This window comes from Hymenobacter endophyticus, from assembly GCF_032464715.1.
Taxonomy (GTDB): domain Bacteria; phylum Bacteroidota; class Bacteroidia; order Cytophagales; family Hymenobacteraceae; genus Hymenobacter; species Hymenobacter endophyticus.
This window is the reverse complement of sequence record NZ_JAWDJT010000012.1, coordinates 45,329-63,778: the sequence shown is the minus strand read 5'-3', so window position 1 is coordinate 63,778 and position 18,450 is coordinate 45,329. Positions and strand designations below refer to the sequence as shown.

Annotated in this window: 21 protein-coding genes; 17 read left to right on the top strand and 4 right to left on the bottom strand. The window is 55.8% G+C overall.

The window, feature by feature from the left end:
• Positions 1-94: 94 nt before the first annotated feature.
• The 10 genes from ROI90_RS16600 to ROI90_RS16555 all read left to right on the top strand — a co-directional run bounded on the left by ROI90_RS16600 (position 95) and on the right by ROI90_RS16555 (position 8,354).
• On the top strand, positions 95-535 hold the full coding sequence (locus ROI90_RS16600; RefSeq protein WP_315999483.1) for an HNH endonuclease: 441 nt from the start codon (positions 95-97) through the stop codon (positions 533-535).
• A 162-nt stretch (positions 536-697) separates the two neighbouring features.
• Positions 698-2,368, top strand: coding sequence for a ParB/RepB/Spo0J family partition protein (locus ROI90_RS16595; RefSeq protein ID WP_315999482.1), 1,671 nt, complete (start codon positions 698-700; stop codon positions 2,366-2,368).
• Positions 2,350-2,628 (top strand): hypothetical protein, encoded by a 279-nt coding sequence (locus ROI90_RS16590; protein ID WP_315999481.1) that lies wholly within the window; start codon positions 2,350-2,352, stop codon positions 2,626-2,628. Before ROI90_RS16595 ends, ROI90_RS16590 begins: the two co-directional genes overlap by 19 nt.
• A gap of 25 nt (positions 2,629-2,653) precedes the next feature.
• On the top strand, positions 2,654-3,070 hold the full coding sequence (locus tag ROI90_RS16585) for a hypothetical protein (protein WP_315999480.1): 417 nt from the start codon (positions 2,654-2,656) through the stop codon (positions 3,068-3,070).
• Positions 3,071-4,714 (top strand): DNA cytosine methyltransferase, encoded by a 1,644-nt coding sequence (locus ROI90_RS16580; protein ID WP_315999479.1) that lies wholly within the window; start codon positions 3,071-3,073, stop codon positions 4,712-4,714.
• Positions 4,715-5,183: 469 nt separating this feature from the next.
• A complete protein-coding gene (locus tag ROI90_RS16575; protein WP_315999478.1) occupies positions 5,184-5,699 on the top strand; it encodes a hypothetical protein in 516 nt (171 codons plus the stop codon).
• Positions 5,692-5,976 (top strand): hypothetical protein, encoded by a 285-nt coding sequence (locus tag ROI90_RS16570; RefSeq protein ID WP_315999477.1) that lies wholly within the window; start codon positions 5,692-5,694, stop codon positions 5,974-5,976. Before ROI90_RS16575 ends, ROI90_RS16570 begins: the two co-directional genes overlap by 8 nt.
• A 130-nt stretch (positions 5,977-6,106) precedes the next feature.
• Entirely contained in the window at positions 6,107-6,610 is a 504-nt protein-coding gene (locus tag ROI90_RS16565) for a hypothetical protein (RefSeq protein WP_315999476.1), read from the top strand.
• A gap of 419 nt (positions 6,611-7,029) precedes the next feature.
• Positions 7,030-7,770: a hypothetical protein gene (locus ROI90_RS16560; RefSeq protein WP_315999475.1), complete on the top strand. Its 741-nt coding sequence runs from the start codon at positions 7,030-7,032 to the stop codon at positions 7,768-7,770.
• A 152-nt stretch (positions 7,771-7,922) separates the two neighbouring features.
• A complete protein-coding gene (locus ROI90_RS16555) occupies positions 7,923-8,354 on the top strand; it encodes a hypothetical protein (RefSeq protein WP_315999474.1) in 432 nt (143 codons plus the stop codon).
• Positions 8,355-8,683: 329 nt separating this feature from the next.
• On the opposite strand, the gene ROI90_RS16550 is transcribed toward ROI90_RS16555, so the two are convergent.
• Together ROI90_RS16550 and ROI90_RS16545 are read right to left on the bottom strand one after the other, a co-directional pair.
• A complete protein-coding gene (locus tag ROI90_RS16550; RefSeq protein ID WP_315999473.1) occupies positions 8,684-9,310 on the bottom strand; it encodes a hypothetical protein in 627 nt (208 codons plus the stop codon).
• On the bottom strand, positions 9,307-9,627 hold the full coding sequence (locus tag ROI90_RS16545) for a hypothetical protein (RefSeq protein ID WP_315999472.1): 321 nt from the start codon (positions 9,625-9,627) through the stop codon (positions 9,307-9,309). The genes ROI90_RS16550 and ROI90_RS16545 overlap by 4 nt, the downstream gene beginning before the upstream one ends.
• Before the next feature lie 291 nt (positions 9,628-9,918).
• Between ROI90_RS16545 and ROI90_RS16540 the strand changes: the two genes are divergently transcribed.
• From ROI90_RS16540 to ROI90_RS16515, 6 genes are all read left to right on the top strand, one after another.
• Entirely contained in the window at positions 9,919-10,446 is a 528-nt protein-coding gene (locus ROI90_RS16540; protein ID WP_315999471.1) for a hypothetical protein, read from the top strand.
• 40 nt (positions 10,447-10,486) lie between these two features.
• Positions 10,487-10,666, top strand: a complete 180-nt coding sequence (locus ROI90_RS16535) for a hypothetical protein (protein WP_315999470.1) — start codon at positions 10,487-10,489, stop codon at positions 10,664-10,666.
• Between the two features lie 129 nt (positions 10,667-10,795).
• Complete coding sequence (locus ROI90_RS16530; protein WP_315999469.1) at positions 10,796-11,380, top strand: hypothetical protein; 585 nt, start codon at positions 10,796-10,798, stop codon at positions 11,378-11,380.
• A gap of 12 nt (positions 11,381-11,392) precedes the next feature.
• Entirely contained in the window at positions 11,393-11,791 is a 399-nt protein-coding gene (locus tag ROI90_RS16525; RefSeq protein WP_315999468.1) for a hypothetical protein, read from the top strand.
• Between the two features lie 92 nt (positions 11,792-11,883).
• The gene (locus ROI90_RS16520; RefSeq protein ID WP_315999467.1) at positions 11,884-12,171 is read left to right on the top strand and encodes a hypothetical protein; all 288 of its coding nucleotides are present in this window, start codon (positions 11,884-11,886) and stop codon (positions 12,169-12,171) included.
• A gap of 177 nt (positions 12,172-12,348) precedes the next feature.
• Positions 12,349-13,326 carry a hypothetical protein gene (locus ROI90_RS16515; protein WP_315999466.1) on the top strand — a complete coding sequence of 326 codons (978 nt, stop codon included), beginning with the start codon at positions 12,349-12,351 and terminating at the stop codon, positions 13,324-13,326.
• A 667-nt stretch (positions 13,327-13,993) separates the two neighbouring features.
• Here ROI90_RS16515 and ROI90_RS16510 read toward each other — a convergent pair.
• Positions 13,994-14,908 (bottom strand): replication initiation protein, encoded by a 915-nt coding sequence (locus ROI90_RS16510; protein ID WP_315999465.1) that lies wholly within the window; start codon positions 14,906-14,908, stop codon positions 13,994-13,996.
• 1,500 nt (positions 14,909-16,408) lie between these two features.
• Positions 16,409-17,113 (bottom strand): ParA family protein, encoded by a 705-nt coding sequence (locus ROI90_RS16505; RefSeq protein ID WP_315999464.1) that lies wholly within the window; start codon positions 17,111-17,113, stop codon positions 16,409-16,411.
• Between the two features lie 846 nt (positions 17,114-17,959).
• On the opposite strand from ROI90_RS16505, the gene ROI90_RS16500 reads away from it, so the two are divergent.
• The gene (locus ROI90_RS16500; RefSeq protein ID WP_315999463.1) at positions 17,960-18,439 is read left to right on the top strand and encodes a BfmA/BtgA family mobilization protein; all 480 of its coding nucleotides are present in this window, start codon (positions 17,960-17,962) and stop codon (positions 18,437-18,439) included.
• Positions 18,440-18,450: the final 11 nt, after the last annotated feature.

The window sequence follows — 18,450 nt, the reverse complement described above, 5'->3', positions numbered from 1 at the left end:
TGACAAAATACGAACAATTTTTGATTTGATAATTGCATCAAAATCTATTTATCGACGTATAATCTATTGTAAATCAACCATAAACAAATTTATTATGAAAAAACATACCACCTCCGCCCCCGCAGTTGCCGCCGCCTCGACCACGCCCGTATGGCACGGCATGAACTGGATTAGCCAGCACAAGCGGCTTGCCATCTACCTGCGCGACGGGTTGGCCTGCGCGTATTGCGGTGCCGGCGTTGAGTCGGGCATTAAGTTGGCCCTCGACCACATCGTACCCCGCAGCCAGCCCGGCAGCACCCACGAGGCCACCAATCTGGTGACCTGCTGCATGAAGTGCAACACGGCCCGGGGTGACCGGGACGTGAGCGTTTTCGCCGCCCGCGTAGCCGAACGTATCGGCGGCGAGGCACAGGAAATCATCGGCCGCGTGGAACGCCAGCGTACCGCCCCGCTCGACACTGAAACGGCCCGGCGCATCATGGGAGCCAGGACGTGCAAAGCAGTACTGGAAACCTACACGGAGGGGGCATAAGCCCCCCTTTTTTTGCCCGGCCGGGGCGAAAAACGGGGCGGTGGGGAGAAGGTTGGGGGGGCAAAAATAAAGTGACAGATACCATTATTTTGATTCAATTATTGAATCAAAAGCAGGGCTACCAACGTATAAATACTAAACAACCACTTAACAATCAGTACCATGAGTGCAGCACCTCTTTTGTTGACCGAAGGCACCGAAGCCGAAGCCGTGATGAATGTTGTACGGGGCGACGAGGCCCGGCCCGAGGCGGGCCAGCCCGACACCCCCGAGCAGCAGGACACCCCCGAGCAGCCGGGCCGCGCTGCCGCCGAGTTGTTGGAAGTAGCCCTTTCGGATGTGTGGCTCCCTTTCAACTACCGGGAGCGGCGCGAGAAGCTGAACCGCAAGGATTTGGAAGCATTGGCCGAGGGCATCCGCGCAACGGGCGGGCTGCTTCACGCCGTGCCCATGCGCCGGTTGGCCGAACCGATGGAGGGCAAGAATTACGCGCTGACTGCCGGTTTCAGCCGCTTTGCCGCCCACGAGCTGATTTTGGAGTGGCCGACCATTCGGGCAATGGTGCTGGATATGACGGAGAGCGAGGCCGAAGCGGCCCGTATCGTGGAGAACCTGCACCGCAGCAACCCGCACCCGCTGGACGAAGCCGCCGCCGTGGCGAAGCTGCTGGGGAAGGAGGAAGGCCAGCCCACGCGCACGTACCAGGAAGTTGCCGCCATGCTCGGGAAGGATTCGCGCTGGGTCGCCCAGCGGCGCGGCCTCACGGAGCTTGCCGCCGAGTGGACGAAGGGCGTGTATGACGGACTGGTGACCATGAGCAGCGCGGAGGAACTGGCCCGCTGGCCCCTCGATGTGCAGGTGCGGCTGTTTCAGAAGTGGGGCGGGCGGTACGCCCTGCAACATTCCAGCCTGAAAGGGTGGTTGGAACAGGAAAGCCGGGTACTGTCGGCCGCGCCGTGGCCTTTGTCGGACGCGGAGCTAGTGCCGGAGGCCGGGGCTTGCAGCAGTTGCCCCAAGCGCAGCGGGTGCGCCACGGTGCTGTTTGCCGAGCTTGCCAAGAAAGACAACTGCCTTGATGCCGCTTGCTGGGATACCAAGCTCAACGCTGAAATTACCCGCAAGCAGGAAACCCTCAGCACCGAGCAGCAGCCCGCCGTACTGCTGAGTAACTACTTCTACGGGGATAAAGGGCTGGCCCCGAGCAAGTACGAAACCACCCGCAAGAAGAAAGAAGGCGTGTGGGGCGTGTATGTGGATGGGCCGAAGGCGGGCCACGCCCAGCGCGTGATTTTGCAGAATGTCGTGGTAGCCCCCAGCGGCAAAGCCGTAACGGCCAACCAGCCCACGCGGGGCGAGGTGATGAAGGACAACCGCAAGCAGCGCGCCACTACTGACATGGAAAAAACGGTGCTGATGGAACGCATTACGGCGGGCGTGAGCAACGAGGACGCGGCGGTATCTGCCGACTACATGACCGGCGTTCTGCGGGTGGTAATTGCTAACCAGTTCCACGCCCGGCGCGGCTCGATGGACGAGCAGACCCTACAGGAACTGGTTGATAGCTTCGGCTGGGAGAAACGCGGAGAGCGGGAGTACTCGCAGCAGGACTGGATGAGCAAGCAAATCAACCGCACTTGCCAGACGCTGGAATCGGCCATGAATCTGCTGATGTGGGCCATGATTACCCACAACGTAGGCATAGAGTATGAGCGGCACCAGCAGGACTTAGCCAAGCGCATGAATGTGCCCTCAGTCTTGGATGGATTTCAGGAGCAGCTACAGGAGCGATTGGGAGCCATCTACGACCTGACGACTTGGAAGCCCAAGAAGTAGGCCAGCAGTACCCCGCCCGGCTCCCGTTGGGGGCCGGGCAACAGGGGGAGCTTTTCGCCCTACCGCCCCCTCCCCCACCCCACGAGCGACCCCGGCCCTTGCCCCGCTGCTGCCCCCGGCCCCGCTGGCCCGACCAGCAGGCCCCGGCCCACCCCGACGACCAGCAGGATGCCTGCGGGCTGGAAGGCATAGAGCGCAATTACGGATGGTGCTGCCCGGTGCATTACGTGCGCTACCTCCGCTGGAAATACAGCCTTTGACCCTTATTCCCATAGCCCCCTTACCATGTTACTACCCACGACCCTTCCCGCCTTTAGCGTTACCGTTCACGGCGTTTCCTTCTGTGTATTGCTGGCCGGTGGCAGCCGCCCCGTTCACCTGCGCCCCAAAGGCCGCACGGCTGCCCGGCAGGCCGTACGCCGGGAGCGGGCCGCCCAGCCCCTGCGCGCGGAGCTGGGCCGCTGGCAGGATGAACACCAGCAGCTGGAACACGTCAGCCACGTAGAGTTCCACCGCTGGCAGAACTGGCGGCGGCACCAGGCCCGGCAGGTGCGCCGGGTGCGGGCGCTGCTCTGGCAGCTATCGACGGCCCGCCTCGACCAGCTGGCCGCCCGCTGGCACCAGGTGCGCGGGGTGTGGAGCATCGACGAGCTGGTAACGTGGATTGCGGCCGGAGCCGCTCAACCTATTCTGGCCGCGTAGATGAAGACGCTCACGATTTCCCATCTCAAAGGGCTGGAGGCCGCGGCCCAACTGCTGCGGGCCGGATTCCGGTTGCGCCTGCACGATCACTACGGCGGGTGCGGCGGCGGGAGCCTGGGCCTGAAGCGAGCAGGCGGCTACGACGTGGCCGCCATGCTGAACCACAATGCAACGTGCGTGGCCACCCACAAGGTCAATAACCCCACCACCCGCCATTTCTGCGCCGACGTGCGCGCAACCAATGAATTTGATCTGGGCCGGGCGGACATCATCTGGGCTTCCCCCAGCTGCACCCACCACAGCATTGCCCGGGGCGGCATGAGCTGCGACGAGCAGGAGCGGGCCTTGCCCGAGGAGTTGCCCCGCTTTGCGCTGGCGGCCGATGCCAAGTGCCTGATGATTGAGAACGTGAAGGAGTTCCGCAACTGGGGGCCGACCGAGCCCAAGCGCGACAAGCAGGGCCGGATCGTGTACCGGAAAGGAGCCGACGGCCAGCCCGAGCCGGTGTACGTGCCCGTCAAGTCCCGCAAGGGAGAGTATTACCGCCGGTGGGTGGCCACGCTAAAAGGCATGGGCTATGTCAACTACGAGTGCCGCCTGCTTGATGCGGCCAACTACGGTACCCCGCAAAGCCGGGTCCGGTACTTCGGGATTTTCACCCGCGCCGGCATCCCTATCAGCTGGCCGGCGGCCACCCACGACCGGCACGGCAAAGGCGGGTTGCCCCGCTGGAACGGCGTTGAACAGTGCCTGGATCTGGATGACACCGGGCACAGCATCTTTACGCGCCGGCAGCGCGGCAAAAAGGACTATGCGGATGCTACGCTCAGCCGGCTGCTGGCCGGTATCCGGAAGCTGTTACTCCCAACGGCCCGCCAGGTGCAGGGAAGCGACCTGTTTGCGGAGGGCATCCAGGAAGACAGCCACTGCCGGCCCCGCACGCTGCAGCAGTTCCTGTATCAGAACAACGGCACCCGCGCCGGCGACAAAGCCGCCCGGTCCGTTCGGCCGGTATGCCGGTACTCCCCCACCGTCACCACCAATGGCGGGAACCTCTTCCTGGCCAGCGTCAAGCTGCTGACAACCTACTACAAGCACGGGGCCGTTAAGCGCACGTCGGATGCGTGCCCTACCCTGCGCACGAAGGACTGCGCGGCCATGGCCACTGTGCACCTCGACGGCTTTACCTTCTCCCACCAGTTCAGCAACACGCCCCGGCTGCTGCGCGAGCCGGCCCGGACGGTAGTTGCCTCCCGGCGCCATCAGTACCTGGCCCTGATCCGACGCGGCCCCTGCCATCTGGCCCCGGCCGAGGGTGATTCGCTGGTGATGCGGCTGCTGAAGTTTGTGTGCCGCAAATACGGTATTGCCGACATCCTGCTGCGCATGCTGAAGGTCCCGGAGCTGAAGCGCATCATGGGGTTCCCGGAGGATTATCAGCTGCTGGGTACCCAGACCGAGCAGAAGGCCATGCTGGGCAATGCGGTCTGTCCCCAGGTAGCCGAGGCCCTGGGTCGGGCCATGCTGCCGGCGCTGCTGCTTAGCGGCCGGCGGAAGCGGCCACCCTTACGGCATCAGGTGGTGGAGCGGTGGGAACAGGGCGAGCTGTTCAGCCAGGACAATTACCGGGTAGATTCCCGCTGACTGCACACCAGCCGGAGCCGGCAACCGGAGCGCTGAATTGCCTGTTTCCCGCTTAGAAGCCAGCAACACCCCTTCTGTAGCCTACAGAAGGGGTGTTGCTGCAGCGTTAAAATATTTATGTACGCATTGCGTACATTATTATAAATACTACGTATATTACCTCATAATCAACTACTCGGTACACGCTACTTCAAGTGGACATAAGTTGTCCCGGGTAGGCTGGTAATATTGCCCCTTCCGACGCCTGACACTGGCTGAGTCAATCGATCTACTGGTAGCCACGGGTGAGGAAACCAGCGAGGATGAGTTACGCGGCGCCTTTGCCCAGCATGGTACCTTGCTCTAACAAGGGGCAGTTTCTCCCCCAGACCGGACATAGATTGTCCGGTCTGACTCCAACCCGGTTCTATCTTCATCCCACACTTCTTAACGCACTGAAACTCCGGCCGGGCGGCACTCGGATGTAACCATGAAATTCACGGTATCAACAGCTACGCAGAACATGATTAACGCCGCGCAGTCAGCAGCAGAGTATCGGGCTGCTGGACGACAGGTAGATCAGGAAAAACTGGCCTTTGCGGAGAGGGCCCTGCGCACTTTCGTAGAAATCGAGCGGACCAATCCCGTATCGGAAGGCGGCAGCATTGAGGGACACCAGCAAGCCTTGCAGGCTCGGGATGCGTACGCTTCCTTGATGCCCACTGATGGTGAAGTTGACGACCTGGATGAACGTATCCTGCTGCTGGCCGCAGAATCAGCGTTGGAGGCATGTGAGTCGTTGGTCAACCTGGCGCGCTTCCGTGAGAACGACGCGGACGCCGTAAATGCCAAACGAGCCGCCCGAGTGGTTAAGCAGTCATGGGAGTGGTATGACGCCGTTGGCCAATTCGGTTCCCCTACCCTGATGTATAGCCTGCATGAGAAGGCAGCGGCCCTGGAAGAAAGCCTCGGGCAGTTGGCACCAGTAGTTACTGATCATGCCTGAGGTCACCACCAAACGCCGGGGCCGTCCAGCAGCGGAGGCCCCGGCCGGCCGGGACCTGGCTGCTGAACAAGCACATGTAGCCGCCTGGTGGGCTATCCGCCCGGGCGGTAAACCCAGCGGCCGGGAGCTGGCGCGGCGCATCAACGTCAGCGAGGGCTATATCCGTCACTTCATGAAGCAGACACGATCCGCCAATGCCCACCACATCGAGCAGATGCAGCAGATGCTGGGAGCCTATGGCTACGAGTGCCCTACAACCTTTCACCAGTTCTTATAGCCGGCCGCTGGACACGGAGCCTTCACAACATGGGGTTGACCAAGCCCAAACAGAGAATGCCTAACTAGGTAGCTTTGCCAGTATCAGTTCTGCTTGATGCCGGTTAATGCATCTTTTACCAATTCTTACCATGAGCAAATTGAGAAAAGTTATCCTCTTTGCAGCTGTTGCACTTGTGGCAGGGCAATCTTGTGGTTTAGGGGGAAAGACACGGGAGTACACGCTTGATGAGTTGATTGACATGAAATCCGTGCAAGGGAAAACCCGGAGTCTAACAGGCACCTTCCCTTACGCTATCTGCGCAGATTTCCGGGTGCAGTGGGATTCGCTTGCCTTTATCAGGCCGTATGCGCAGGCAGAAGCTGTACAGGACTCTATCGGATACAAGTTGCCAGCCGATGTGCGTAAGCTGATAAATGAGCAGTCATACAGTGATCACCATATTGTGTTGCTTCTGTTCAGCGGCGGAGAGCTCTCTGGCTATACCCGGTTGAATGCATCCCCCCTGAGCTTTACCGAGTTCCCAGCCAGCAAAAGTGTTAACTGGCTATCCAACCGTTACTGTGATAGATTCACTTTGCGAAAGGAACTGTACAAGGGCACTACCACTTTTCATCTGGGTGTAAAAAAGTGAACGAGTTGTATCAGTCACTCTTATTGAGTGCTGCTTTATCTCATTTCTTCCTTTCAAATGATGCTTCTGATGAGCTTGTTCTTATATACTTGGTTGTCATGGCTTTTTGTTTTCCTCAAATTCGCGTTTGTAGTAGGCGTTATAACCGCGATATTTTTAGCCTTTAGATTGCTAATTCGAGCGAATCTAAAGAAGGATAACAACCACACCTGAACTTCCAAGTACAAGTTCAGGAAGGTTCGAGGCTGCCGTTGCAGTCCTTTACAAGCAGGCGATTTGAATTGAAGAAAAGACCGGGTTGAGGATCAGGCCGGCCCGTTCCGCTAGAACCCAGAGCCAGTTCCTAATATCCTGGAGGCAATGATGCTGTAAGTTTGCAGAGTACCCGTTGGCCGTATCCTCCACCGTTTCCACATTCAATGACTACTGATTATTCATCTGCGCTGGAAGCTATGCAGCGTGTGCTGGCGGCTTTTCCCACTGCCTGGGAGCAGGCCCGGCGCTTCCGTAGGCAGCAAGGTACCGGTATTCCGGCCTGGCCAGCCTGGTGCTTTCTGCCCATTGCCGGCAGCTATGCCATTGTGTCGAAGGGTGGAAATATGCGCCCCGCTGCCGCAATGGCTATTGCGCCGGTAGCCGTAGCGTTAGCCTGGTGGCCGACGAAGGCGGTATTTCTGTTCGATAAGCCGTTACTGAACGCGCTGGTTGATCAGCATACCCCGCAGGATGTTCCCGTTGAAAAGTTGTTAAACAATCTGCCAAAGTGGGGCGGCTACGTAGACCTCATGCAGGCGGAGAAGCTGAATGCAGCGGGGTTCTGGTGGCACCTGGAAGCCGATGCCAACAAGCAAAATCGACCTGAATTGAGGCTATTAGTTCATCAAAACGATGGCACGCTCCTGCCCTTACCCTTGATCTTAGGGTCTGACCCAAAGCAGGGAGTGAGGGAAATTCTGCAATCCGCCTTGCAGGTAGCTCACAAGGCTGGCGTCGATATGCCCATCCAGATGGGAGCGGTAGCCGGCATGACGCAACTGATTGCACCGTTGCTGAATATCCTGTTGTATCTGAGTAGTGAGCCGGCACAGATTGAACCCGCCGTCAATCCATCACCCAGCACGATGCCCGAGCCCGGGCCGGTAGTTCATACGGTTTCATAATGAACGGGCATGCTCTTTCGCTGCTATTTGGCCTTGGTTATTAAGTTTACGTTGTCCTGGACCAGCGACATGATTGAACAAGGGCATCTGGCTTACGCTCGTGCCGAGTATCAACGAGTCCTGAACAATTAATTTCACTAGTCAGAAACAAGATGAAAAAGTTGGAAACAACTCGTTGGTATATCGCTGGTAGTCAGGAGGGTTTTCCATCCGGTTCGTTGGCACAGGAGGTTTACCGCGATTACCGCACGGTGCGTGATGTGGCTGAAATGGTGATGAATCTGGTCGACGCTGATGATGACATCGACCAGCAGGTGACACAGGAACTGAAAAAAATGGGCTACTCGTTGCACATGAAAGTAGCAAAGGGGCGGGCGGTGAAGACGGAAATCACTACTCCTAACCGCCTGATTCGCATTCTGGAGAATGGCGGAGCGCGCAGGGGTGAAACGCACGGTCAGCCGGGGGGTGACGAAAGCGAGGGCTGGTTGGAGGCGCATGTGTTTGACAGCAGTGCGGGCGACGACGACTTGACTGCGAACGAGCCAGACAAGTACGTTTTGCCTCCCGAACAGCAGGAGTAAGCAGCAGCGGTATTTTTGTCTGGTTCAGCTGCGTGCGCTCCTGAGAGCGGCACCACCGCTGGCCGGGAAACGACGGCAGTTTGCTGCGCACCGAGAGCAGCCCACGGCCATGCTTTCGGGCAGCGATGTGAAGCTGTTTTTTTGCTCACCTTTTTGAAGGGCAACACTTTGCAAGAGCACCAGACCAGCCGCTTTGGTATGCTGCCGTACCTGGAGGCGACTATTACTTCGGAGGAGCTGGTCGCCGCCGAGGAAGTCTTTTGACGGGGTGCCTGAGAAGCGTGCCGACCTACCAGAGGCCCCTGACGCTGCAGTGTCAGGGGCCTCTCTTATTTGCTTTTTGGGGCCGGTAATCGAAGTACTTCATGTCTCACGATCCATTTACGTGAGGCGGAGTCATAGCTTAGCTGGCGGCGAAATACCCGTAGCAATATCATTGCGGAGTCAAGCTGCGCGGATTCGGGGACTACATACCGGTATTTGCTGTTCTGACGAATAGTAAAGCTGAGGCCATAAGTATTCTTAGCACTCCGTAAGATGCCTCTGTACAGGGCCAGTGAATCCTGGGAGATGCTATACTCAAGCTCTCGGATTTTGATCTGCTTTTCGACGGCAGCCACGCTCCGCCCCATTTTGCTTATTTGATTTTGCAATTCTAGTCGCTCCTGCTGTTGATTAACATAGATGTCAATGAAGCTTTCGAGCGAAATTTTCTTACCATCGACTAGTAGGCTACAATCGGTGGTTACATACTTAGTTACAGTTGACTCATACTGCTCCGAGGACTGGCAGGAAAGAGAATCATTCGCCTGGATACGCTTGATGAGACTGTCGCGCTGGTTGATTTGGTTTTTCAATTCCACGTTGGTATCGTGCAGTTGATACCCCACGGCGCCAATGATAAGAAAGACACTAAGGACCAGTCCAGTAAGAATTGCTTTTATGGTGCTGGTCATTTTTTGCTAACAGTCTGAAGACTCTCAATCGTTTTGACGAGGTTTTCCATTTTTTCGGCTTGCACTGATTGGCGGTATTCCGCGCATTTCTCCTTCTCCAGATTTACCCGCTCGTTGCATTCCTGTTCCCGACGAAGGTTAAGCATCGCTTGTTCAACGCCGATTTTGTACGTGGCGGCCCCGTATCCAGCACCGAATAGCGAGGCTATAAGTCCCAGAACAAGTGCTGCCAGGTTTAAAGGCTTTTCATACCACTTGTCGGCCTTATCGGTTGAGGATGCCTCCGTTTTTACAGGAGGGGTGATTTTCTTGGCCAAAACCAGCTAAAACGGTGAGATGACAGGATAACGCATTTCCGAGCCAAAAAACTTCGCTGGCCGAATGCAGCCCCGCAAGATAAGAACATACCCCTACCACAGCTATTAGCTGGCATGCTCAATCAGCATTTCACCTTCGTCTTTACCAATCATTTTTATGGCACCATAAATTGGAAGATGGGGGGCCGTAGGAGAGAAAGGTTCCGTACCTGAATAGTATTCTATTATTTTGATTCAGTAATTGAATCATTAGGCAGAAGGCTGCGTATAGCTACCTAAAGACCGATTCTCATGACCCGCGCTGCCTCATCCGTTGCTCTTCTTAACCTTCGCCAGCTGGTGGTGATGGGCGAGCGGGTGCGGTTGGATTACCCGGAGGCGGCCATTCTGTTCGAACTGGACGACCGGTTCTACCTGACTGGTCCCGAAGCCTGGCACGTCGGACACACGCTGCGGGTGGGTGTGGTACAGGCCGGGGAACTCGTCGTATGCGAGTGGAGCAGCTGGGCCCTGCAGATCCGGGTGCTCCCATGGCTGGGCGAGCGGTACCAAGTGCGGATCGTGCGGCCGGCGGTCGAGCAGCTGGCCTGCACGCCGGCCGTGGCCAGCACGGCCGCGCTGCTACGCCACCCGGCCTTTTCTGCGCGGTGGGTCAACTGCCTGGTAAAGCAACTGGGGCTGGTGGCCGCAGCGGAGGAGCTCGATGAGCTGGAGCAGGTGCTGCTGCACCGGCGGGATGCGCACGATGACCGGCAGCGGCAGCTTGCCGGATGCTGGGCAGATCTGCCGGAAGACCTGGCGGCCTGGACCAGCAACTGATTCTACGATTGTTTGCTTATCTTTTTCACTACAAACTCCCATGGAAACCAATTTCATCTCCCAGACCCCATCGCAACCTGAAGCCACCGTGGACAACTACGTAGCAAACCCCCTGTTGTCGTCGCCCGAGGCCGACCGGTTTGCCGCCCACTGCCTGTTGCAGGTTGATGCTTTCCTGGCGGAGCAGGCGGCCGCGGCCGCCAAGATGCAGCCCGCCTAATTTGCGGGAAGCCTACTGTGCAATATCCGAAGTTTTGTACATTTGGATTCCCATTCTGCTCCTTTCTTCCCGTTCTGGTTCTGTCCTGTCCTGTGCTTGTCATGTATTGCCCGGTGAACCCCCTTCGACATGCTCGATTTTATCGACGTAGCACACGTTCGGCTTGGTCAGACCTGCCCAGTTCAGAATCCACTTCCTGGTAATGACAACGTAGCCATCTCGTTTACCCCAGATCTATTTCATCTAACCTATTTCATCGACCGTAAGTCAGGCCAGCACGAGCAGGACTGGTGTGAGGCCTTTCTGAGCTGGCCGGCCGTCTACGGACTGGCAGAGCCCGCGCCGGGCGTCGGATTTCTGCTGCTGGACCTGAAGGGTCCCCGCCAGTGGGTGATCGAAGCCGGCCTGACGCTGGAGACCCCGGGTAAGGGCGCCGCGGAACTATGGCTGCGTCAACCCGCGCGGGAGATGGTTCCCCTGGCCCTGGCTTTGGCCGATACCTATACCGGAGAAGTACTGGCCCTGCGCGTGATCCAGGTACCAGGCTCCATGGCCACTGAGGCCCGGGCCCTGCTTGGGCGCCAGCGGCGGTTTCTGCCCGGCAAGCTGGCGCGCATGGCCCAGCAGATTATCTGTGACCGTTTCAATTCCCGTGAGCTGCACTCGCTGTGCGCTACCACGTACGTGGACATTGCCTGCGAGAGCAGTAAGTAATCCGCTACTGCTATGAAACCCAGTCTGCTTGACTATCAGGACAGAACGGGCGCGCGCCTACGCACCCGTTACCAACTGCTGGAACACTCCTTCCAGCGGACGACCATCGTGTGTGAGGTGCCGTTCATTCGCCACCAGGAAACCCGGGTCAACGCTCCGCTGCAGAACAGCATGTCGGCTTTCGTGAACCTGATGTGCGCCACCTACAACCTCGACCCGGGTAAAATCGTGCTGGTGCTCAGCTACGTGCCGCTGGAGCAGGTCCCGCATTGCGGGCCGGCCCAGTTGATGCAGGTTTCCTGGGAAGGACTCGACTACAGCCTTTTCGGGACCGAGCTGAAGGGGGTGCACTGGCACCACGTAGCCGACCAGCAGCTGCAGCAGTGGCAGCGGCTGGCCGCCCGCGCCTAAGAAAGCTGCGATCAAAAGCGAGAAATAAATGAACTTTTGATTAGCTAATTTCTTGCTACTTTCGCCAATCCCATTCTGCGAACCCCTTTCTGATGCCCCGCACACCTGCCGTTCCTGAAGACGCGCTAACCATTGCCCCATTGCCTGCGCTACGTACTGGTTCCTCCGACCTATTGGAACTGTTACGCTGGCGTGGGGTAACGCAGCGAACGTGCCGGGAGCAGCTGGACATCGGATGGTATCATCTCAATACGGCCGCTACGAACCCGTTGCTATTCTCCCTGCAGGAGACTCGTCGGATTGCTGCCAAGCTGGAGGTCGAGGAGATGGAATTGGTGGCGTACTTCTTTACGAACGCGTCGCCGGAACAAAACCCCTAAAAAAAACAGCCCCCGCTTCTTGCCGGAAGCGGGGGGATTTAAGTTCGGAAGCACTCTGAATGCCAATAAAGAGCGCTTCCGTGCGGTCGGAATGCCCGAAAGGGCTGCACAGGAATCGACATGCCAAATATAGACAAAGTTTACCTGGATTCAAATTTTTGCCGGTGGCCAAACCGCGTGCGCTGCTTCGGCCCTTACCCCGGACTTGCCCTCGACATTCTGCTGTTTACGGCGGCCAAAACACTACGGCCTGCTTACCATCAGGGGCAGCACCAACTGCAGGCGGACCAGACCATCTTCTTCCGGGCCAGTGACATCTACTCCATGTTTGGCCATAGCCGCGCCAACCTGTTAAGCCCCGCTTCCCCCGAGACGTTGGACACCTGGTTTAAGTATGAGCCCGACAAGCGGGGCAAGTACGAGGGGTGGTTACTCGATAGCCTGCTGTACCAGATGAGCCATCGTAACCTGACAGTGGATGAACGGCTGCCTTACGTGGTGGCGCGGCCGAGTGGTAAAGGCATCGAACGGGTCCACGACGGGTCGATGCAGCTGTTCCGGAAGGTGACCATCAACCGTGAGCCGGGCGCCGGCGCTAAACGCTTTCCGGTAGGCTATGAGCTGGAGGTTGACGGCCGATTTATTCAGAACAACCACCTTAATTACCAGACGATCTATCTGGATGATTACCTGCGTTTGGTAAGCGGAACTAGTAAACGATCCTGGACTAACGCGCGCATGTTGTACTTGCGCCTGCGTAACGTTTGGGGAATGTGGCAGCGGGAGAATATGAAGCAGCTTGATGTGAGCTTTGAGCATTACTTCGAGCTATGCCACATGCTGGATTTCAAGGCGGCCTGGACGGAGCGGGAGAACGTTTCTTACAAGCATCAGCAGGCCGTTCATCGCAAGAATGCCTTTCGCCTAAAGGAACTGTTCGCCGCGTGCTGCCAGCTGGAGAGTATTCCGTTCGTGGCCACGATAACGCCTACTTCCTACGCAGACCGGAATGAGTACAGCCGCCAGAACAAACGCGAGGCCCCACCCTATAAGATCACCCTCCGCAAGAAAAGCGCCCTCAGCCAGCAAGAACTGGAACAATGGAAGCTCACCGTCCCTAAAGTAGCACAAGCTATGAGCGAGCAAGCGGCGTAACTAGCTAGCCATTAACAGTATGAGTATATAAAAGCACAAGGCTATAAAAGCTTTGTGCTTTTTTGTGCTTATGATTTAATAATCAGTTACTTGAGATATACGGAACTGCTATAACGAGCACAGATTATTACCTCTAATAACGTAAATACCCCCCCCTTTTTTGACTGTTGTTTCAGCGGAACGCACTGTTGTTTCAACGGAACGCCGCTGTTGTTTCAGCGGAACGCACTGTTGTTGTGAAGGAATGCGCTGTTGTTTCAGCGGAACGACTGTTGTTTCAGCGGAACGCCCTAATTGTTGTTTCAGCGGAACACACTGTTGTTTCGACGGAACGCCCTGTTGTTTCAGCGGAACGCACTCCTTATAGGGAGGAAAGAACGTTTTACTACAGGAAGATTTTTTTTAAAAAGGAATCAAAAAAATAAAAAGGAAAAAGCGCCCGACGATCCCGGCAGCCTGCACCTGAAGCATATACCAACGATTAGCTTTTAAAGGGTAAGGAGGACGCGAGAACGGTGAGAAAGGCGACAGACCCCGGAAACTTTGCGTCTGTTGAACGATCAGGGCTGCGCACGTACATGGAGCCATCCGTATACGAACGAACGGCACAGAGGGGAAATTCTAGCACCAGGGGGGCGCGGCTCAGACGCACCGGGTTTTTCAGGGGTTACACCAGCCCCAGTGTTTTTAACAGCAAGCCGCCGGCGTTGGTGTTGGCTTTTACTTTCTCGGTACGCAGGTCATAGACGAACCGGTTTACCTTGGCCACTAGGTCGGGACTGGCCAGGATCTGCTGCACCAGGTCGGGGCGCACAATTTTTAGCAGCTCCAGGTTACGCTTGCAGGCGGCGGCCTTGTTGTCGTCAAGCGGGTCCTCGAAGGCAATGCTCAACTGCGGGGCCTGAGCCTGGCGCTTGATCACAAACTTGATCAGCTCGTAGCTACGGCCCCGCTTGCTCAGCTCGTAGCTGATGCGCAGGTCCGTATGGGTGCTGATCTGGTTAACCGAAACGTCCAGCACCCATTCGCGCAGCTGACTGATTTTTTTGAACTTGTCGTTGCCCTTCTCGTCGATCACCCCGAGCATCCGCTTCAGCTCGGCGATTTCCATCTGTGGGGTTTCGGCCTTGTCCTTCCACTGACTGCAGATGGAGTAGATGCGTTTGGCGTACTTACTCGATAAGCGTAGCGCCGCGTATAGCTGGAAGGAGGTAAAGTTCTCCTTGAGCTCAAACAGGTACGGGCGGATATCTTCCGACAGCTTCAGGGCAATGATCCCCTCCCCATCCAGGTACTCGACGCTTTGAAACATCCAGATCTGCTTGTAGCTCTTGCGGGTCTGCACCTCGAAAACCCGGGAGCCCATATCGGCCGTCGCTTTCCGCAGCTGGACGTGATTCTGCTTCTTCCCGGTCACCTCTGCCAGGTCGCGCACCGAAATCTGATAGACACCTTTCTCGTTCTCCTTGCGCAACTGGGAGAGCAGGTAGAAGAACAGATCCATCTGCAGCTCCGTGTATTCGTAGCGCGCCGTGGTGATGGCATTGTGGTGCCGGATTTCGAGGGACTGCTTTGATTCCATGCCGTCAAATAGACAAAAACCCGGCTAGAAAAGCAACCGGGTTTTTCGCATATCAAACCGGGCTCTTCCGCATATCAAACCGGGTTTTTCGCATATTAAACCGGGCTCTTGCCATATCAAACCGGGTTTTTCGCATATCAAACCGGGTTTTTGAGGCAAGTATAATCCTGCTAATCAATAGGTTATAAGGGCCTCAAATAGATACAAAGACTATAAATACACAAAGTTGATGTTCGCCGGCAGTAAGAGAATTTAAGAGGATAGCGACAACCAGTGGGGACAAAGGAAACAAAACAAGCACCACAAGGCGGGGCCGAGCAAGGCGATTGCACTATGCTAACTTTTATTTTGCTTAAATGTGGTTAAAACCCGGTTTGATATGCGGGCTGCCACCCAAGCGCTTGTTCGCCGTCCCATTCCTGTAACTGAAAAACCCGGTTTGATATGTCTGACTGGCCGTTTGCCCGCAGCGGAGGCCACTGGGCGCAAATCCTAAGCCCGGAGTGGACGTGAGCCCCTACCCAACATATCAAACCGGGTTTTTCGTGGCCTCTTCCATACCAGCCGCAGTGGATCAGGTCGCCCCTCCCCTACTGCCGCCCCACAGAATTCTTCTTCCCCATTGCCCCTTTTGCGCCTACCACAATTCCAACAATTGGACATAGCGCGTCCAATTGTTAGACTCAACTGTAAGACAGATGTCACAAAAGAAGCCGGTAACAACACAGTAAACACTCCATGCACGTCTTTTGACAAAATTAGTTATATTTAATATTGGATGGATTTCTTTTTAAAGCCATTTCCCTAAAGTCACAACTTTGATTCAATTGTCCTTTACTTCACCTATTGCCCCTCTATCTTTGTTTCAGCGTAACGAAGCAACAGAGTGCTAAACGGGCCATCTGTTGTAACTCGTTGGTGCTGCACAAGACAGACGAAAAAAGGCCCAGCATTGCTGGGCCTCTTTTTTTGTGGTCGTCAGGACTTCTTCCGATGAGCGACCAGTTCTTCTTTCTCCATTACAAGGGGTAGGTAGTAGGCAAGAGCGTGCTCTATTAGTTCCGTTGCTGATACTTTGATCCCCTTACTGCGCAGGAAAGTCCGAGCATTCTGCAGGGGCGCATAATACTGGCTATCGAGACGCGTAGAGAACCGGTCAGTGATTTCCGTGTTACCGGTTGGCTCAGTGGAAGCACGTTTGGTCGATCGGGAAGCTCGAGGGATAGTAGGTGTTACTGGTGAGTTCCGATGAGCTGACACGTCAGACGAAGCAAGTGGAGCCACCGATTCAGAAGAGACCGACTGAATCGGTGGCTCCACTATTGAGGCCGAAGCAGCTTCGGCTTCCGTCTTTTCCGGTTCTGCAGCAGTAGACATAGTTTGCTCGGGGGCGGTAATCGTGGCCAGAACTTCCTGTGACTGGAGGGTGCCCGTTTGGTTGGCCAGGGCTGTTTGGAGTACATCCCGGTTAATTCGGTTTCGTATTGTCTTAGCCATTGCTTATTCAGTTGCGGTGGATGAGGGGAGGCCAAGAATTTCAACGACGGCTTCCGTTAGTTTTACTACTTCCTGCTGGACCTGCGGAGTAATATTCATTTCCCGGGCGTACTGTCGGCTAGTGACGGGTCGTAAAGTAGACACCCGCTTGTAGCCGGCCCGCTCCTGGATAAATAAGGGCATCTGAGCAATGCCGTACGATTCGAGGAATTCTACGGCTGCTTCCTCTTCCAGCTGGCCAGGGTTGACTTTCATGCGCAACACCCGAAGCTTCAGATCCGGGTTGCCTTCCTTGATGACGGCAGACATGCCATCCAGAAAGGCGCCAGTGCTCAGCTGGTCGAAGTCGGAGGCAACAACCGGCACGATAACCAGGTCACAGGAAATAATTACTTCCACGCCGGCAACGTCATCAGACCGGCCCGGCAAATCAATCAGCACGACATCGTACTGGCCTTCTTCCAGACTATCGAGGTAGTCCAGAATCTTACCCGGGGCCAAGCCCAGGATTGGGTAGGGAAACTCCTCCCCTTCATTGAGCAGCTGCGTATCGAGGGCCTTGCGTTTGCCGGCAATTGACTGCTGGGTGTCCGCGTCAATAACCAGTACTCGATAGTTGTAGTCTACCGCCAGCATAGTGGCAACAGCAGTGGTGAGTGTGCTTTTTCCAGAACCGCCTTTCTGGTTGGCAAAGCTTACTAGTACCATGGGAAATGTGATTGTTTGTGATGTGATGAAACAGAGAACGGGCGCAATATAAGAAAAACCATTAATGGTAAAGTGGTAAAATGGTAAAGTGGTAAAGTGGTAAAATGGTGAAGTGGTATAATGGTAAAATGGTAAAATGGTAAAGTGGCATAATGGTAAAGTGGTATAATGGTAAAATGGTAAAGTGGCATAATGGTATAGTGGTAAAGTGGTATAATGGTAAAATGGTAAAGTGGTATAATGGTAAAATGGTAAAGTGGCATAATGGTAAAATGGTAAAGTGGCATAATGGTAAAATGGTAAAGTGGCATAATGGTATAGTGGTAAAGTGGCATAATGGTATAGTGGTAAAGTGGCATAATGGTAAAGTGGTAAAGTGGCATAATGGTAAAGTAGTAAAGTGGTATAATGGTATAGTGGTAAAGTGGCATAATGGTAAAGTGGCTTCAGTCACTTACGCGACAAGAGCCCAGTTGCCCCCACCTGGGTTGCCCAACGGCCCCTATCGGCACCAGGCGTCCACGACCGGCGCGGACGTCTGGCAGCCGGCGCGGACGACGGGGCGGTAAGGGAGCAACGTCAGCACGAAGCGGGGCAGTATGGTGGCAACGTCAGCGGACGACGGGGCGGTATGGAGGCACCGGCAGCACGCACCCCATCCCCTCCCGACAGCCCCGAATCGACCACCCCGAATTTTTAGCAAGAGGAGCAACTACCTACCTCGCTTAACAGCTTGGTAGTTAGTTGCTTACAATCAGCAGAGCTGATTTTTTGTATTATTGACTACTTAAGTAGCTTATTTCCAGTTAATTTGATGTCACATCAGGCAGTTGAATATAGATTTTTATGAAATCACCGAAACAGGTTCGGATTAGCGGCGTTACGCATCGCCAGGCCAGCGTTGTGGCGAAGGATCTGGGGGTGCCGATTGGCGAGTACGTGGACGCAGCGGTATCGTATTTCGCCGAGCGGGGCCTTGATCCGCGTTCCATCAAAGCCCGCGAGAGCGTGGTGATCATCGACGAAATCCGCAAGTCCACGGACCGGCTTTTTCGCTTCCTGCAGGTGCAGGAGATGGGGATATTGCTGCCCATGGCGCGGGTCATGTTCGACGCATTGCATCACGCCAACGCAAGTCGGCGGCAGAGTTTACGCACGCTGTTAACCTTGCAACGGCAGTTCGATACGTTCGATTATCACAACCAAGAGGGGGAAAAGGCGATCCTAAATCAGTCAGAAGCAGGCATGGATTTGTTGCTGAAGCAGCTCGAAACAGCATCGAAAGCCAGCCGGAGAAAGAAGCAGGCAGCGGGCAATGGGGAGTAAATTTCCGGTTG

What these genes read in the sequence shown, in the direction of transcription:
- ROI90_RS16600 (WP_315999483.1), top strand. Translation starts at nt 95, where the DNA reads ATGAAAAAACATACCACCTCCGCCCCCGCAGTTGCCGCCGCCTCGACC.
- ROI90_RS16595 (WP_315999482.1), top strand. Translation starts at nt 698, where the DNA reads ATGAGTGCAGCACCTCTTTTGTTGACCGAAGGCACCGAAGCCGAAGCC.
- ROI90_RS16585 (WP_315999480.1), top strand. Translation starts at nt 2,654, where the DNA reads ATGTTACTACCCACGACCCTTCCCGCCTTTAGCGTTACCGTTCACGGC.
- ROI90_RS16580 (WP_315999479.1), top strand. Translation starts at nt 3,071, where the DNA reads ATGAAGACGCTCACGATTTCCCATCTCAAAGGGCTGGAGGCCGCGGCC.
- ROI90_RS16575 (WP_315999478.1), top strand. Translation starts at nt 5,184, where the DNA reads ATGAAATTCACGGTATCAACAGCTACGCAGAACATGATTAACGCCGCG.
- ROI90_RS16570 (WP_315999477.1), top strand. Translation starts at nt 5,692, where the DNA reads ATGCCTGAGGTCACCACCAAACGCCGGGGCCGTCCAGCAGCGGAGGCC.
- ROI90_RS16565 (WP_315999476.1), top strand. Translation starts at nt 6,107, where the DNA reads ATGAGCAAATTGAGAAAAGTTATCCTCTTTGCAGCTGTTGCACTTGTG.
- ROI90_RS16560 (WP_315999475.1), top strand. Translation starts at nt 7,030, where the DNA reads ATGACTACTGATTATTCATCTGCGCTGGAAGCTATGCAGCGTGTGCTG.
- ROI90_RS16555 (WP_315999474.1), top strand. Translation starts at nt 7,923, where the DNA reads ATGAAAAAGTTGGAAACAACTCGTTGGTATATCGCTGGTAGTCAGGAG.
- ROI90_RS16550 (WP_315999473.1), bottom strand. Translation starts at nt 9,310, where the DNA reads ATGACCAGCACCATAAAAGCAATTCTTACTGGACTGGTCCTTAGTGTC.
- ROI90_RS16540 (WP_315999471.1), top strand. Translation starts at nt 9,919, where the DNA reads ATGACCCGCGCTGCCTCATCCGTTGCTCTTCTTAACCTTCGCCAGCTG.
- ROI90_RS16535 (WP_315999470.1), top strand. Translation starts at nt 10,487, where the DNA reads ATGGAAACCAATTTCATCTCCCAGACCCCATCGCAACCTGAAGCCACC.
- ROI90_RS16530 (WP_315999469.1), top strand. Translation starts at nt 10,796, where the DNA reads ATGCTCGATTTTATCGACGTAGCACACGTTCGGCTTGGTCAGACCTGC.
- ROI90_RS16525 (WP_315999468.1), top strand. Translation starts at nt 11,393, where the DNA reads ATGAAACCCAGTCTGCTTGACTATCAGGACAGAACGGGCGCGCGCCTA.
- ROI90_RS16520 (WP_315999467.1), top strand. Translation starts at nt 11,884, where the DNA reads ATGCCCCGCACACCTGCCGTTCCTGAAGACGCGCTAACCATTGCCCCA.
- ROI90_RS16510 (WP_315999465.1), bottom strand. Translation starts at nt 14,908, where the DNA reads ATGGAATCAAAGCAGTCCCTCGAAATCCGGCACCACAATGCCATCACC.
- ROI90_RS16505 (WP_315999464.1), bottom strand. Translation starts at nt 17,113, where the DNA reads ATGGTACTAGTAAGCTTTGCCAACCAGAAAGGCGGTTCTGGAAAAAGC.
- ROI90_RS16500 (WP_315999463.1), top strand. Translation starts at nt 17,960, where the DNA reads ATGAAATCACCGAAACAGGTTCGGATTAGCGGCGTTACGCATCGCCAG.